The organism is Robinsoniella sp. KNHs210, from assembly GCF_000686105.1.
GTDB lineage: Bacteria > Bacillota > Clostridia > Lachnospirales > Lachnospiraceae > Robinsoniella > Robinsoniella peoriensis.
In genome coordinates this window covers 1,037,134-1,051,921 of record NZ_JMLZ01000001.1, presented here as the reverse complement: position 1 = coordinate 1,051,921, position 14,788 = coordinate 1,037,134, and the positions used below count along the sequence as shown (strand labels likewise).

Sequence of the window (14,788 nt, the reverse complement as noted above, 5' to 3'; positions counted from 1 at the left end):
CTTTTTTGTGAGAGATCCGTCACTTTTTAATTTGAATTTTGTCACTTTGAAAAGCGAATCGAAAAAACCGCACCACCCTGGGGGTGATTTTTAACAGTAATTCTCCCACCCTGCCGGGTTATAATCATTTTGCAAAGCGCCAGTCCAATCCCATATCCCGCGGCTCCTGTATTTTTTCCACGATAAAACCGGTCAAACAGATGGGGCAGATCTTCTTTTTCAAAACCCGCGCCACTGTCGTGAATCATAATCTTCGTATACAGCAGCGTGTCCTCGCAAACAATTTCAATCTTCCCGTTGTCGCCTGCGCTCTCCATACAGTTTTTCAGTATATTCCGGATTGCCTCGGATAGCCAGCCTGAATCGCCTGTAATCTCAATTCCTTTGGGTACGTCTATTTGTACCTGTACATTGTGCAGTTCCATTGAAATCAGAAACGGGTGAATTGCAGTGTTTATCAGACAGTTTAGATTTACCGGCTCCTTTTTTAAAACCACAATGCCAGCATCCAAACGGGACAATTTCAGCAAAGAAGTAATCAGCCAGTCCATCTGTATATACAGTTCCTCAGTTTCCCGAAGCAGGTCTTTCCTTTCTTTTTCTTCGGGGTTATTTTGCAGCAAAGTCAGAATCAGATTGGCAGAGGTAAGCGGAGTACGAAGCTGATGTGCAATATCGGCAAGAGAATCCGCAAGATGATTTTTCTCTTTTTTCAATGCGACGTTTTGCTCTCGAATACGCAGCATCATCTTGGTAATCTCGCTTTGCAAAATAGAAAGTTCGCCCTCGTCCAATTCGGTAATATACAGGTGGTCATCGTTATGCAGTACAAGATCAATTTGGCTGGCGAGCTGTGCCAGACTTTGGTAGCGGGCTTTGGTAAAAGCTAAAAATGCCGCTCCAGCGGCGGCGGCAAAGATAAGGGTCAGGATTCCAGCCGCCGGATGGATGACAAATCCCACCGCAGCAGCTACGGCGGTTATTGCGGCAAACAAGGCTGAAAACTGTTGAATCTCTCTATTCCGAAACATAGCTGCCTCCCAATCGATACCCTGTTCCATGAACAGTCAGAATGATTTTCGGGTTAGCCGGATCATCCTCAATTTTCTCCCGCAGACGTTTGATGTAGACGGTCAAGGTATTGTTATTGACGAACTCCCCTGCCGCATCCCACAGTTCGTCCAACAGTCTGTTCCGGGTGATAATGCTTTTGGGGTTGTTAATAAATATCAACAGCAGGCGATATTCTAATGCCGACAGGAAAACTTCTTTGCCATCTTTTTTCACAACGCCATTGGCCGTATCGGCCTGGAGTCCGAATAATTCAAATGCAGATGGAGAACGGCCGTATTTTCGAAGAGCTGTTCCTATCCGCGCAATCAATTCCCGTGGGCGGAAAGGTTTCGTGACATAATCATCTGCCCCCATGTTCAGCCCTGTAACGACACTCGCTTCATCACCGGAAGCCGTCAGAAAGATCACGGGAATATCCTGCTTCTGCCTGATCTCTGTGCAGACGGTAAATCCATTCCCATCCGGCAAAGAGATATCCACCAGCGCCAAATCAAATTTATTTTCAGCCAGCATAGCAATGGCATCTTTCTGGGTGGGGGCATGGGTAACTATAAATCCTTCCGAACGAAGCAAACGCCCAAGGTTTTTTGCAATTTCCTTATCATCTTCAACTAAAAATATCTGTTTCATTTATATTCACCAACCTTTACTTTACTGGTTTTATTTCTTTTTGCTCTATTATATTTCTTTTTGCAGAAATATACAAGCCGGGGACTTTGAATTCAACATTGTGTAACATTCGCCCTATGATTGTTGCTTGTAAACGCTGTATACGGGTGTTAACTTAAAATACTCGATAAATTTAAGTTTTATAAATGCATTTATTACCAAGTAATCAATATATCAAACCAGTTAGTCAATACTAATTGACTAACTAACTTGGAAGATATATTATATATTCATTAAATACTTGCGTATATTCTTAAAGATACTGGCAAATGTGTTCACTATTAGTAAAAAATAATAATTAAGCCTAATGACATTTATTCTAAAAAATTATATACTATTAAATAATTAAATTTAAGTGAGGTGACATATATGGATTGCGATATACGGGAATGGAGAATTGAAGATAAATACAATTTGGCAGAAATATTGAATAATAAAAACATCTTGAACAATTTACGTGATGGACTACCATATCCTTATAAAGTCAAAGATGCTGAAGAATTTATCACATCAATGCTATCGGCAGACAAAACGAAAACTTTTGCTTTTGCTATCACTTTAAATGATATGGTTATTGGTAGCATCGGAGTATTCCGTTGTGACAATATTCATTTTCAGACTGCAGAAATGGGCTACTATATAGGCGAACAATATTGGGGAAAAGGTTTTGCAACAAATGCCATTAAGCAAATAAGTAAGTATATATTTGACCATACTGATATTATAAGAATTTTTGCTGAACCATTTGCTTATAATACTGCTTCTTGTCACGTTCTGGAAAATGCAGGCTTTCAATTTGAAGGCACTTTACATAGCAATGCCATCAAAAACGGAAAAGTGACAGATATGAAAATGTATGCTTTAATAAGGGATTACCCTTTTAATAATCTGGGGACTGATCTTCGCATGCAAGAAATTTAATCGGGACTTTATAAAAGAATGGAAAACATATTTTAGAAATAATCGAATTCTTTTCAATATAGCAATTTTTGTTTATTTCATTCTCAATATAGTCACATGTTTTATTAGAATGGCTCGGTTAGAAGTATAATTTCCTTCGAATTAATTAAAATTTAAAATTTCTTTAAAATATATTAGGAGAGCAGATTAATGTCTGCCCTCCTATTTTTTATAACTCATTTTCCGGATCTTTAAAGCTATTATCATAAACATAAAAGAACTCTTGAATCTTTGTTAATTGTGGCTGAATCTCTTCATCCGCATCTTCATATATATAACCAGAATAAGTAGCATACCAATCCCAATAAAATATGGAAAGGTTTCTTCCCAGCTTACGTTCTTTTTTAATATACTTTATACCTTCCGGACAATCTTTTTTAAGCTGAGCCAACGCTCTAAATTTATCCTTAAAAACAGGATGATCTTCCGCATTTAATCCCATTTCATAAGCCTCATTATCGCCAAATAATTCTACCTGCTTATCCTTATCATATTCTTTTACAACTTTGCTCAATTCTGAGCCAAAAAGATGATGTTTGGAATACGAAGGAAAGCTTAGTGCAAAAATCACAAGAAAAAAAGCCAAAACAACACCGATAAAGCCAAATACTACTTTTTTTGATATTGGATTATTCATAAACTCACCATCCCCTTCATAACTTATTTTAGTATCTATCTGCCTAGAGCGTGTTTTAAAATTGCTTTCTGGCAGCTGTGCGTCACAGTTTGTGGGAGATTTGTCCCGGATGAAGGGCGCGTAGCGGGCTACGTAACCTGAATTCGGGGCAAATATGCCGCAAAGTGGGGCGTACAGATGGCAGGAATGAATTTTCAAACACGCTCTAACATCCCACGAAATTTATTATACCATGCATGGTGTCTAATGACATTAAGTTCAGAAATTGTTAATAATTTTTAATGAATGGTTTTGATTATTTATCTATAAGTACTAATAAGAAAACATATTTATGTAAGATTTAAAAAACTAAGCGTAAATTTGCAGCCTTTACCCAACTCACTCTCAACCAGTATATCTCCTTCATGGGCATCCACAATGGATTTTGCAAGGGGGAGTCCAAGTCCGACTCCCTGCGAATCCTTTGAAAAACGGCTGCGGTAAAACCTTTTAAAGACATGATGAATATCATCGGAATGGATGCCGCTCCCGTTGTCTTCTATGATAATCTGTTTCACTGCCGGAAGCTGTTTCCAGCATATATGAATCTCATCTCCCGCTTTTGTATGATCCAGCGCATTTTTAACAATATTGCTCACTGCCTCCAAAATCCAGTCCTGGTCACACAGTAAGTTCTGGGATGTATCTCCTGACAGGGTCATCAGCTTTTCTTCCCTGATTGTGCGGGTTTCAAAACGCTGTTTTATTTCATTCATTAATTCGGATACATTTTCTATCTTTTTATTCATTATTACTGCACCAGCATCCAGTCTAGTAATTTTTAACAGATTTTGAATCAGCATCTCCATGCGGTCCAGCTCCCTTTGAGTCTTAACCATAAAGTTTTTGACCGTGCTGCTGTCCTCGGGATTATCCTGTATGATTTCGGTGTACATATTAAGCGCTGCTAGAGGCGTTTTCAGCTGATGTGAAATATCGGAAATGGTATCTTTTAAGAAATCTTTTGTGTTCTTCTGCCTGGCTGCCTGGGCTTCCAGCACGGTAGCCATTCGGTTAACTGTATGATATAATTTTGAAAAACTGCCTTCACTGTCATCTTCCAGTCTGGCTTCACTGTTGCCATCGATAAAAGAATTGATGGTCTTAATGGACTGCTCAACCTCCAGCAGTTGTTTGCGAAAATGAACATGCACAATTATCAGAATTGTGATCCCCGGCAGCAGCGTTAAAACTAAAATGATAAACCGGGTATACTGACCGGAAAACCAGCCGGCAGTGATTTGCCCTATTACAACAGCTGCAAATACAATGCCCGCTATTGCCGTAAGCATCTTATTCATTTCTTTCTGACGCAGTACAATCATGTCACTCACCTGACCTTCCACTGATATCCAACCCCCCGTACAGTCAAAATCTTCGCCGGGCGGTCAGGGTTTTCTTCTATTTTATTTCTCAGCCTTCGTACATAAACGGATAAGGTATTATCATCCACAAAGTTTCCTTTGTCATCCCAGAGCCTGTCCAGTATCATTTGCCGGGTAAGTACAATATTGGGATTCTGCATAAAAAGGCAAAGAAGCTTGTATTCATTTCCGATCAAATCCAGTGTTTCACCATCGCAGATGACCTGGTTTTCCAGAAATTTAATGGTAATCCCATTGGATTTCAGCACCACCCCGCTATTTTGCCCGGACATCCCGGCACGCCTCATGAGGGCTTTTATTCTGGAAATTAACTCGTTCAGTTTAAAGGGTTTGGTAATGTAATCATCCCCGCCTATATCCAGCCCTTTCACAATGTTCACCTCTTCATCAGAAGCAGTGACAAAAATAACCGGAACTGCAGAACACTCCCGCACATAGGTGCAGACTTCAAACCCTAAGCCGTCGGGGAGGGTCAGATCCAGCAGTATTAAATCATAAGATCCAGCTGCATACAGCGTTATTGCATCTCTGACCGTTCTGGCAACTGTTACAGAAAAGTGATGCTTCTCCAGCGAATAGACCAGTCCGTCCAGAAGACTTAAATCATCTTCCACAAGCAGTATGTTATATGTTTTCTCCATTTTTATACCCATGCATATTGCAGACTTGTCTGCAATACTGCCACAATAAAACAGGTTGAAAGAATCACACCGTGGCTTCCCTTCTATATCATAATTTTCTTTCAGCCTTATCTCTCCTGACTCCTGATCGTCCCAGAGCGTATTTAAAATTGCTTATATCAATATATGCGAACCGGTAGGGATGCGCCATATATGGAGGCGCAGCGGGTAAATTCCACGCAAACAGGGGCATGCAGATAAAGGAAATGAATTTTCAAACAAATTCTGGTATCTGCAAAATATGATAACAGTATTCTAACATTATATATGCAGTCCCGGATAACATCAATGAGTTTTCCTCTGTCTGGTAAATATTTCTATTTAGAATTTTTTCTAAATAGAGTTGACTTTTCATTTCGTTTGTACTAGAATCTATTTAGAAATATTTCTAAATAGTCAGGAGGTGATCCATTGGGATTTGCAGAAACATTCAAAGCACTTTCTGATCCGGTCAGACGTGATATTCTCATTATGCTTAAGGAAGGGAAAATGTCTGCTGGAGAAATTGCTAAAAACTTTGAGATGACCGGTGCTACTGTTTCCTATCATTTGTCACAGTTAAAAAAGGCTGGATTAATATATGAAAGCAAGTATAAAAACTACATTTATTACGAGCTGAATGTATCCGTCTTTGAAGAATTAATGCTATGGATTTCACAATTCAATGGAGGTAATAAAAATGAATAAAAGAATAGAAAAAAAAGATACGATCATTATGTGGATAACATCCTTTATCTGTTTACTGCCGATTATTTTATCTGTTGTAATCTATCAGGATCTGCCGGTTCAAATTGCAGTCCACTGGAATAATACCGGAACTGCGGACGGATATCTGCCGAAGTCCATTGCCGCCATAGGGCTTCCAATATTATTTTTGGCAGTAAATCTATATTCCAAAATACGTTTATTTGGCGATCCCAAAAGAGCAGCACACTCCGAAGCGTTAAGATTATTAAGCATATGGCTGATCCCTTTGCTGTCCCTGATCATCGTACCGGTAACCCTTTTTATCAGCATGGGAGTGAACATACCAATTGCCCTGATTTCATTGGTAACAGCCGGCGGACTTATGATTATCTGCGGTAACTATCTTCCAAAATGCAGACGCAATTATACGATAGGCCTGAAATTACCCTGGACACTGCACAGCGATGACAATTGGAATAAAACACACCGTTTGGCAGGCATCTTGTGGATATTCGGAGGCATCATTATCATTGTTTCCGCATTTTTACTTACGAATAATCTGGTTTATGGAGTACCTCTTACCATCACAGTGGTACTAATTCTTGCAATTGTACCCGTAATGTATTCTTTCTTTTTGTATAAAGGACAGGAAAAACAATAATTGCACCTTTATAAGACTGTAAAACAGGGTCATTTTTATTTTTCATGCCTCTGTTTTACAGTCCATATCTTTTTGAAATCTCTCCACTTTCTTCTTGGACTATACTCCCTTCTTTTGCATCACTATTTTTACTGCTGCATGCTGCAAATGATGAAATATCCTTTTGTGCCAGCTCTGCCAGCCCATCCCGGAAATGACCAATCATTTTTTGTAAATCTGCCTCATCCCCTTCCGGCTCCATCCCCATCAGATATAGCAGCTCCCTGCCCGCCATCCATGCCTCTTTTTCACTAATCATCCCCCATAGAAGTTGGTCCAGCAGATGAGCGTAAAGGGAGGTATATGTAACCATTTTATCATCCCGGCATAATACATGCAGACGATGGGTATACTCAGCCCGGCTAAGTTTATCGGGGATATTCATTTTATCATAAATCGCCCATATCAGATCTTCCGTAATCCCAAACCGGTCCATGCGGCAAATGATATTGTGCTGAGATTCCTGGTTCATCCCGCTTTGTAAAAACAGTGCTTCTCTTACCGCATCCATTACCACTTTTCCGATATACTCTCCAAGCTTGCAATGCTTACCGGCATTCGTCAGGTGGGTATCCGATTCTGCATTGCACACAATAATACTTCCATCTGTACCTGAACCAGTGGCAATTCCCATAGAATATCGGCTGGGTGCCAGAAGTTCCTGCAAAACTGCTGTCTTAGCTTCCGTACAGGTAACCAGCGCCCTTGCAAGGGCATCCGGCGAAAGATCCGCATCAATAAACAAGATAATATTAATGGTACCGGGTTTTACTTCATAAGAGACACCGGACTTTTCATGCCATGTTGCCGGATCTCCCACCCTCCCTCCATTTACACGAATACCCGCTGTTACTAAAGCCGTAACCGTAAAATCTTGGAACGTCAATGATTTTATCGAAAGGTTCTCCATATATGCCGCCGTATTCAGTCCCGTAGCCCTTTTGGGATCAATTCCCAGATCTTCTTTTGCTATGATATGCATATGTTCTTCATAGGTAGCCGCCCGCAATGCAGATGCCATCCCGGCTCCCGGGTTCCCGTCATTGTTAAATACAGCAGTCAGGTCCGTGCGGTATCCGCCGTTATTTGGCCCGGTACTCAATACCTTGCGTTTTCCTTTAAAGCATATTACAACTGATTTTTTATAACGGTAAACATCATCTTGTGAGGAGAGCTTATAAATTTTCATTTCATACCCCATTTCCTTATACATGCAGCTGCTCGGGAACGTGTTTTAAAATTGCTTTCTGACAGCTGTTCATCACACTTTTTGGGGAATTTGTTCCGTTAGCTTCCCACAATGATTATCCCGTAATCAGCTAATGTTCCGGTACGCTGTCTATCTCCACATTTTATTAAGTGCGTCCTAAAAATATGATAAATTCTCATTGAATGTTTGCCTGATTCCCGGGCTGGCTGTACATTCCAGTGCAGATCATAGCCAGTGCCACAGCGTCCACATAAGCAAGGGTCACTGATCCACTGACTCCAGCCGCATACCCGCACTCCAAAATTTAAAGCATAGTTTCATCTTTCAATGCTTCCACTATATCCGCCCTGCAAATTTTCCTGCCAGAAAAGTAATAAGCAAAACCTACTGTCACTATAATAAACAATGCCATTATGAAAAGGGGCTTAATCGGCAAAATTTTCACAAAATCCCCATATTTTAAATATACAGAGAATACCACGAACATAATATTCAGGGGCAGACAGATTAAAATCGGTTTCATGCTGATAATCAGCGCTTCCATAAATAGAATCTTCTTAACCCCGCCCGGAGTAAGTCCAATCGATATGTACCGGGCAAATTCCCGTTTGCGTTGATAAATACTCCCAAGTGTATTAGCAAAAACATTGGCTATTCCAATAAAGGATAACATTCCGCACAAGATACCCATTATAATATTCATTCCTTTTCTGGACAACGTATTATACGCTTCTTCTGATTTACGGTTTTCCAGAGTGTAGTTACAACCACTTTTATCCAGAACTTCCGTGAGCTTTACTGCCACTTGTCCTATTTCCTTATCTGAATCAGTCAGTATTCGAACGTACCGCTCATTTCCCACAATGCGATCTGGAAATCTCTGCTCGAAACTAGCTGACATAATCTGCAGCAGCGAAAAATAATTATATTCTTCCCGAAGATTTGGTGTCTGATCTGTATAAGCACCTATTTTTACGGGTATCGGTTTCTTTTCCTTTTTTGATTCCTTCTTTCCTTCTTTCTTCGGCTCCAGTTCCAGAATCTTCCCCTCCCCTTCTTTTATGAAAGGAAGAAACTCTCTGTTTCGGAAATCACTGTGAATGTTATCCCAGATTCTGTTTACAGTAACCACGCTGCTTCCTATAGACAGCATATCCTCTATCCCAATCTCTTTGCAGTAAGCCTGGAAACTTTTATCATCCAGTATTACAATGGGAACAGGTACCCGGTATTTTTCTCCCTCTTTCAGAATACCCACATCACCAAGGCTGTCTATGCTCCCCAGGTCTTTCAGTTCCTCAGACAGCATGTTTTTATCTATCCATGTATAGGTTTCTGCCTTTTGGTAAGCTGTACAATCAGAGACTCCCGGTATATTACGGAACTCATTTAACAGTCGATTCTCCTGTTCTTCTGTTCCATTTATCGTAACCACAAAATCCCAGGCGTCTTTATACCTTTCAAAGTAGGTCTGCTGGGTGCTCATATCGGACAGGGTCATAAAGTTTAAGAAAAAGCTGAACATCAGGATGGACAGTGTAAGTGAAATACTGGCCGTGCGAAAGGCTTTCCTTCTTGTATACAGTGATTTTCTGGCAAGCTCTCCTTCTATCCCAAATATGGCAGAAAGCAGACGGTATTTTTTAACGTTCTTAACCGGCGGTTCAGCCCCTCCGCTAATAGCGTCCAAAGGCATTACTTTACTTAATTTTCTGGCAGCTCTTGCAGATGCCGCATAAACAGTCAGCACGCAAACTGCAGAGGCAACAAGAAATACCAGTGGGTGATAGCAAAACCGCGCATCTGCTCTATTATCAATGTCTCCGATCACATTGGCAAACTTCAGGAAGAGAATATCAATCCCAATTCCAAAAACCATCCCTGCCAGGATTGGCAGCAGGCTTAATGCAAAAGATTCCTGCATCAACGCTGCACGTATCTGTTTTGGTGTCGCACCGACGCTCTGCAGGATACCGAGCTGATGCAGTCTGGACTTCATGGTAATTCCAAATGCATTATAGATAATCATAGCCAGAGAAAAACAGGTAACTATCATAACAAATATATAAAAAGTCATGAGCAGCGGAGGATTTTTCTTTTCCTCCGGAGAATAAATATAATACTGGGAGAGTAGCATATTGTGGTATTGTAATTCTGCATCCCCCTGTATATCTATCCCTGCCTGCTTTATAAGCTCCGGTAATTCCTTATAAATACTTCTGGGATTTTTTAAATAAATTTCAATACTGGTTTCCCCATTTGTATCCTGGCTGAGCATTACTTTCTCAACTTTGGGACTGTTTTCTATTGCCTTTATTTCTTCCATTGTGGCATTTCCAACGATCTTTCCATGCCATGCCCCCTCCTTAGCCACAATGCGGTCTATGTTATCTGTCCACATATTATAAAAAATTGCACTGATTGCAGATATAAATACGGAGGATATCAGGACCGCCACTATAATTGAAATACTTGCAGCTCTATTATTTTTAATATAACTCTTTGAGTACACTTTCCACATTTCATCTTCCCCCCGATTTATCGCAAGCTTTCCACTGGTTCATCTGACAGGATTCTCCCATCTCCGATTGTTATGATCCGATCTGTCTCCAGCGCTACTTTCTGATCATGAGTAATAATCAGTATTGTCTGTTCATAATTACGGTTGGAAAATTTTAATAATTCCATAATTTCATTGGAATTTTTTTGGTCCAGATTACCGGTGGGCTCATCTGCCAGCAGAATAGCCGGACGGTATAGTAAAGATCGGGCAATTGCCACTCTCTGCTGCTGGCCGCCGGATAACTGGCTTGGCAAAAATTTCTTTTTATCTGCAAGCCCTAATGCATTCACAATTTCATTAAAATACTCCATATCCGGTTTTTTCTTGTCTAATAGTAACGGAAGCATGATATTCTTTTCCACCGTCAGAGTAGGTATCAGATTATAAAACTGGTAAATTAGCCCTACCCGCCTCCGTCTCAGGATTGCTGCATTAACCGCATCGAGAGCAGTTATATCAACACCCTCTATATGAATCTTTCCTTTCGTAGGACGGTCAACCGCACCAATCAGATGCAGCAATGTGGATTTGCCAGATCCGGATGATCCGATCACTGCTACAAATTCCCCTTTTTCTACGGTTAGGTCTACATTTTTAAGAGCTGTTACCTGGTTACTGTCTGAACCATAAATTTTAGTCAGACCAACACATTTCACTATGTCCATTTATCAAACCTCCTGTTTCTATACGTACTTCAAGTGGCCTATTCGCCTATTCATTTATGACTTTGTCTGTCTTTACCTTACCATCACAGATTTCAATTAAATGGCCTGCCTGCAAAGCGATGCTTTCATCATGTGTAATAACAATCAGCGTTTGTTTATAATACTTATTTGAATATTTCAACAGCTCCACTATTTCCTGTCTGGTTACGCTGTCCAGATTACCAGTTGGTTCATCTGCCAGAAGAAATGCCGGCGCATGGATCAGGGCGCGTCCAATAGCAACTTTCTGCTGCTGGCCGCCGGACAATTGCCGGGGCAATTGTTTTACTGCCTTACTCAGATCCAGAATATCTAAAAGCCTGGATAAATGTTCCTGATTAACCTTACGTCCATCCAGTTTTAGAGGAAGTGTGATGTTATCTTCCACATTAAGGGTAGGAATCAGATTGTAAAACTGATAGACCAGACCAATCTGGCGGCGCCTGTAGATTGCCATTTCGTCAATTGTTTTTTGCAGAATATTTCTTCCATCCACAGAAATACTGCCTGAGGATGGAGTATCCACACCTCCAAGCAGATGAAGCAGTGTAGATTTTCCGGAACCAGAGGGTCCGGTTATAACAACAAACTCTCCCTTCTCTATCGAAAAAGAAACATCCTGTAAAGCATGAACCTGATTACTTCCACTTCCATATTTCTTATTTAAATTTTCCACCCTTAAAATTTCCATGCTGCACCTCTCCCTGAAATTATTATAGCAAAATAAAGTGACTCTGCCGTGACTCTAAAATTACAATATTGTCATTAACAACTGAAGTTTATTATACAATGCCTCTGTTTTGAAAGCAAAAAAAGAAGGCCTTACACAGCCCCCTTATAAAAGCAAATCTGAAATTCTGCACCGCTATTTATTCCATTTTGAACTTTCACTGTACCATTCTGCCGGCTAATAATCATTTGAGACAACGCCAGTCCGATTCCAAAACTCCCTTGGCCGGATCCTTTTCCTTTATAGAACCTTTCAAAAATATGCGGAAGATCCTCAGGCGCAATCCCCTCACCGTTGTCTGAAATTACTATTTTAGTGTATACAGGGTTTTCCTCTGCTGTTATACATAGACTTCCGCCTGCCGGAGTATGTTCCATACAGTTTTTTATGATATTACCAATCGCTTCCACACTCCATAAAACATCCCCTCTGAAGCTGATCTCATCTCCGACTTCCATAAGGAACCTCTGTTCCTTTAACTCCAGGGGAATTTCCAGTGGTTCCATTGCTTTTTTCACCAGTGTGCTCACTGGAACAGATTCGAAATGGAATTTCACCGTACCGGATTCCAGCTGTGAAATCTTCAGCAGAGAGGCGATCAGCCAATCTACACGGGATAACAGGCTGTTCACTTCCTGTACTTTTCTTACCCGTTCTTCTGCAGAAATTTGTTCCCGCTGCAGCCGCTGCGTAATCATACGTATGGACGTAAGAGGAGTCCGAATCTGATGCGAGATATCTGCAATCGAATTGCTAAGATAGACTTTGTCTCTTTGCAGCATTTCTGCCTGTTCCCTTAATCTGACAGTCATCTTATAGATCTCACAGCTTAAAATCGCCAGCTCCCCTTCCTGATCCTGCATAAAATCCATGCTATAATCACCATGCAGTATCTGATCCAGCCCCTCATTCATGACAGATATTTTTTTATAACGCCTGCGGGTAAATAAATAATAGATCACACCCCCAATGACGCAGATCATCCCTGCATAAATACCGCTAGGTACTGATATCCAAACACCGCCGAAAACAGCCAGAACTGAGAAAACGGCATAAAGTATACATTGTCTTTTTACTTCTGAGTTTCTTAGAAAATTCATATCGACACTCCTTATTGCCTTTGGCGGATTTGCAGTCTCTCTTAATCTCCTATTTTATAGCCTTGTCCCCGGATCGTCCTGATGATCACAGGATTCGCAGGATCATCCTCCACCTTTTCCCTGAGCCGTTTAATATAGACCGTAAGCGTATTGTCATTCACAAAATCCCCGGCAATGTCCCAGATTTCTTCCAGCAGGCGGTTTCTGGACAGCACCTCTCCCTGATGATTCAAAAATACCAATAAAAGCCTGTACTCTAAAGAAGAGAGGTTGATTTCCCTCCCATCTTTAGAAACATATGCTTTTACCGTATCTACGTTTAAATTAGAAATCCGAAATACAGACTGCGATTTTCCGCACCGCCGCAATACATTTTTAACCCTTGATATTAATTCCAACGGCCGGAATGGTTTTGCAATATAATCGTCTGCACCCTGGTCAAATCCTGTGACTACACTTGCTTCATCTCCCAATGCTGTCAGCATGATAACCGGCAGCTCCCACTCCTGCTTAATATACCTGCAGATAGAATAACCACTTCCATCCGGCAGCATTAAATCTAATAATACCAGGTCAAACTGCTCCTGCTCCAGTATTTCCATTGCCTCACTTCTGGTCCTGCCGGATACAGCCGCAAAACCTTCCTCCTTTAACAACTCTGTTAGGTTTTTTATAATATCCTCATTATCTTCTATAAGTAATATCCTGATCATGTATACCTCATTTCCATAGAACAGCTGCCATAAACTACTACTGATCTGCAGCCCGATCTTAACTTTATGAACTACAGATATTATTTCAGTATATTTCATTCTCAAGATAATTGCTATATGAAAATTCATTCTTTCTGCAAAAAATCTGCCAGCCCATCTTTTTCCGGCACATCACGGCTGCCCCTGTATCAGCGTTTTAGGCAAGCAGATCTTTTACCGTTTTTTTACCATAGACTTTTCTCCAATCATTTGCAAATCCCTCCACCGCTGCAGAAACACATGCATTTTTGCAAAACTCTTCCAGAATAGGATACGGTAATGTGACTGCCCTTGCTCCAGCCAGAAAAGTATCGATTACCTGTCTTGTATTGCGATAGCTTGCTCCAAGGACTTTACTGCTTATATGATTCATTTCAAACAGCTGAGTAATCTCCCGAACAGTTTTTGCAGGGTCCATATTACTGTTATACATTTTATTATAATATACTGCTATGTAATCTGCTCCTGCCAAACCGTCTATATATGCCTGTTCTGGTGAATATACTACCGTAGCTGTAACATGAATATCCTTTTCCTTCAGCTCTTTCATTGCTCTGTAGCCTTCAAAATTTGATGGTATTTTTACAAAGATATCTCTATCCACTTTCTCCACTAGAGCAAGTCCATCTGCAACCATTTCCTGCCAGGATGTTCCCGCCACCTGAACATGAAGCTGCTTATTTCCAATAATATTCTTAATATCATAAAGCCTTTGGAGAAAATCAGTGTTTTCTCTTGCTATAATGGTTGGATTTGTAGTGACCCCGGATATGCGAAACCATTCATTTGCCAATTTAATCTGATCCAAATTTGCCGTATCTAAAATTAACTGCATGCTTACCTCCACTTATTCTCACGAATTACGTGATATTTTATGATGTTAAACGTGTTCTGAAAA

Annotated in this window: 16 protein-coding genes and 2 pseudogenes; 4 read left to right on the top strand and 14 right to left on the bottom strand. The window is 40.5% G+C overall.

What is annotated here, in order from left to right; all coding sequences use genetic code 11:
* Positions 1-41 precede the first annotated feature (41 nt).
* Positions 42-1,031 carry a sensor histidine kinase gene (locus tag CD03_RS0104030; RefSeq protein WP_027292531.1) on the bottom strand — a complete coding sequence of 330 codons (990 nt, stop codon included), beginning with the start codon at positions 1,029-1,031 and terminating at the stop codon, positions 42-44.
* The gene (locus CD03_RS0104025; RefSeq protein WP_027292530.1) at positions 1,018-1,704 is read right to left on the bottom strand and encodes a response regulator transcription factor; all 687 of its coding nucleotides are present in this window, start codon (positions 1,702-1,704) and stop codon (positions 1,018-1,020) included. The genes CD03_RS0104030 and CD03_RS0104025 overlap by 14 nt, the downstream gene beginning before the upstream one ends.
* 408 nt (positions 1,705-2,112) lie before the next feature.
* On the opposite strand from CD03_RS0104025, the gene CD03_RS0104020 reads away from it, so the two are divergent.
* Positions 2,113-2,664 carry a GNAT family N-acetyltransferase gene (locus CD03_RS0104020; RefSeq protein WP_027292529.1) on the top strand — a complete coding sequence of 184 codons (552 nt, stop codon included), beginning with the start codon at positions 2,113-2,115 and terminating at the stop codon, positions 2,662-2,664.
* A gap of 208 nt (positions 2,665-2,872) precedes the next feature.
* Here the strand turns inward: CD03_RS0104020 and CD03_RS0104015 are convergent.
* Positions 2,873-3,478: pseudogene (locus CD03_RS0104015) on the bottom strand (DUF6783 domain-containing protein); the annotation flags it as partial.
* Between CD03_RS0104015 and CD03_RS39825 the strand changes: the two are divergent.
* Positions 3,359-3,622: pseudogene (locus CD03_RS39825) on the top strand (DUF6783 domain-containing protein). The pseudogenes CD03_RS0104015 and CD03_RS39825 overlap by 120 nt on opposite strands.
* A gap of 47 nt (positions 3,623-3,669) precedes the next feature.
* Here the strand turns inward: CD03_RS39825 and CD03_RS0104010 are convergent.
* Both CD03_RS0104010 and CD03_RS0104005 read right to left on the bottom strand, forming a co-directional pair.
* Positions 3,670-4,725, bottom strand: coding sequence for a sensor histidine kinase (locus tag CD03_RS0104010; RefSeq protein WP_156042765.1), 1,056 nt, complete (start codon positions 4,723-4,725; stop codon positions 3,670-3,672).
* Positions 4,710-5,405 (bottom strand): response regulator transcription factor, encoded by a 696-nt coding sequence (locus CD03_RS0104005; RefSeq protein ID WP_027292526.1) that lies wholly within the window; start codon positions 5,403-5,405, stop codon positions 4,710-4,712. Before CD03_RS0104005 ends, CD03_RS0104010 begins: the two co-directional genes overlap by 16 nt.
* A gap of 450 nt (positions 5,406-5,855) precedes the next feature.
* On the opposite strand from CD03_RS0104005, the gene CD03_RS0104000 reads away from it, so the two are divergent.
* Both CD03_RS0104000 and CD03_RS0103995 read left to right on the top strand, forming a co-directional pair.
* Entirely contained in the window at positions 5,856-6,131 is a 276-nt protein-coding gene (locus tag CD03_RS0104000; protein WP_027292525.1) for an autorepressor SdpR family transcription factor, read from the top strand.
* Positions 6,124-6,792 carry an SdpI family protein gene (locus CD03_RS0103995; protein ID WP_027292524.1) on the top strand — a complete coding sequence of 223 codons (669 nt, stop codon included), beginning with the start codon at positions 6,124-6,126 and terminating at the stop codon, positions 6,790-6,792. The genes CD03_RS0104000 and CD03_RS0103995 overlap by 8 nt, the downstream gene beginning before the upstream one ends.
* A 55-nt stretch (positions 6,793-6,847) precedes the next feature.
* Here the strand turns inward: CD03_RS0103995 and CD03_RS32320 are convergent, their stop codons facing one another.
* The 9 genes from CD03_RS32320 to CD03_RS0103955 form a co-directional block, all read right to left on the bottom strand.
* Positions 6,848-8,044 carry an adenosylcobinamide amidohydrolase gene (locus CD03_RS32320; protein ID WP_052377655.1) on the bottom strand — a complete coding sequence of 399 codons (1,197 nt, stop codon included), beginning with the start codon at positions 8,042-8,044 and terminating at the stop codon, positions 6,848-6,850.
* Positions 8,017-8,085, bottom strand: coding sequence for a hypothetical protein (locus CD03_RS39820; RefSeq protein ID WP_377145220.1), 69 nt, complete (start codon positions 8,083-8,085; stop codon positions 8,017-8,019). The genes CD03_RS32320 and CD03_RS39820 overlap by 28 nt, the downstream gene beginning before the upstream one ends.
* 131 nt (positions 8,086-8,216) lie before the next feature.
* Positions 8,217-8,342 carry a hypothetical protein gene (locus tag CD03_RS38760; RefSeq protein WP_255348058.1) on the bottom strand — a complete coding sequence of 42 codons (126 nt, stop codon included), beginning with the start codon at positions 8,340-8,342 and terminating at the stop codon, positions 8,217-8,219.
* 3 nt (positions 8,343-8,345) lie between these two features.
* Positions 8,346-10,562 carry an ABC transporter permease gene (locus tag CD03_RS0103980; protein WP_027292523.1) on the bottom strand — a complete coding sequence of 739 codons (2,217 nt, stop codon included), beginning with the start codon at positions 10,560-10,562 and terminating at the stop codon, positions 8,346-8,348.
* A 17-nt stretch (positions 10,563-10,579) separates the two neighbouring features.
* Entirely contained in the window at positions 10,580-11,269 is a 690-nt protein-coding gene (locus CD03_RS0103975; RefSeq protein WP_027292522.1) for an ABC transporter ATP-binding protein, read from the bottom strand.
* A gap of 46 nt (positions 11,270-11,315) precedes the next feature.
* Positions 11,316-11,999, bottom strand: coding sequence for an ABC transporter ATP-binding protein (locus tag CD03_RS0103970; protein WP_027292521.1), 684 nt, complete (start codon positions 11,997-11,999; stop codon positions 11,316-11,318).
* Between the two features lie 131 nt (positions 12,000-12,130).
* Positions 12,131-13,138, bottom strand: a complete 1,008-nt coding sequence (locus CD03_RS0103965; RefSeq protein ID WP_027292520.1) for a sensor histidine kinase — start codon at positions 13,136-13,138, stop codon at positions 12,131-12,133.
* A gap of 41 nt (positions 13,139-13,179) precedes the next feature.
* Positions 13,180-13,851, bottom strand: a complete 672-nt coding sequence (locus CD03_RS0103960) for a response regulator transcription factor (RefSeq protein WP_027292519.1) — start codon at positions 13,849-13,851, stop codon at positions 13,180-13,182.
* A 196-nt stretch (positions 13,852-14,047) separates the two neighbouring features.
* Positions 14,048-14,725: a transaldolase family protein gene (locus tag CD03_RS0103955; RefSeq protein WP_027292518.1), complete on the bottom strand. Its 678-nt coding sequence runs from the start codon at positions 14,723-14,725 to the stop codon at positions 14,048-14,050.
* Positions 14,726-14,788 lie beyond the last annotated feature (63 nt).

Bases quoted from the DNA above. Each gene is read 5' to 3' on its own strand.
- CD03_RS0104030 (WP_027292531.1), bottom strand. From the start codon at position 1,031: ATGTTTCGGAATAGAGAGATTCAACAGTTTTCAGCCTTGTTTGCCGCA.
- CD03_RS0104025 (WP_027292530.1), bottom strand. From the start codon at position 1,704: ATGAAACAGATATTTTTAGTTGAAGATGATAAGGAAATTGCAAAAAAC.
- CD03_RS0104020 (WP_027292529.1), top strand. From the start codon at position 2,113: ATGGATTGCGATATACGGGAATGGAGAATTGAAGATAAATACAATTTG.
- CD03_RS0104005 (WP_027292526.1), bottom strand. From the start codon at position 5,405: ATGGAGAAAACATATAACATACTGCTTGTGGAAGATGATTTAAGTCTT.
- CD03_RS0103995 (WP_027292524.1), top strand. From the start codon at position 6,124: ATGAATAAAAGAATAGAAAAAAAAGATACGATCATTATGTGGATAACA.
- CD03_RS32320 (WP_052377655.1), bottom strand. From the start codon at position 8,044: ATGTATAAGGAAATGGGGTATGAAATGAAAATTTATAAGCTCTCCTCA.
- CD03_RS0103980 (WP_027292523.1), bottom strand. From the start codon at position 10,562: ATGTGGAAAGTGTACTCAAAGAGTTATATTAAAAATAATAGAGCTGCA.
- CD03_RS0103975 (WP_027292522.1), bottom strand. From the start codon at position 11,269: ATGGACATAGTGAAATGTGTTGGTCTGACTAAAATTTATGGTTCAGAC.
- CD03_RS0103970 (WP_027292521.1), bottom strand. From the start codon at position 11,999: ATGGAAATTTTAAGGGTGGAAAATTTAAATAAGAAATATGGAAGTGGA.
- CD03_RS0103965 (WP_027292520.1), bottom strand. From the start codon at position 13,138: ATGAATTTTCTAAGAAACTCAGAAGTAAAAAGACAATGTATACTTTAT.
- CD03_RS0103960 (WP_027292519.1), bottom strand. From the start codon at position 13,851: ATGATCAGGATATTACTTATAGAAGATAATGAGGATATTATAAAAAAC.
- CD03_RS0103955 (WP_027292518.1), bottom strand. From the start codon at position 14,725: ATGCAGTTAATTTTAGATACGGCAAATTTGGATCAGATTAAATTGGCA.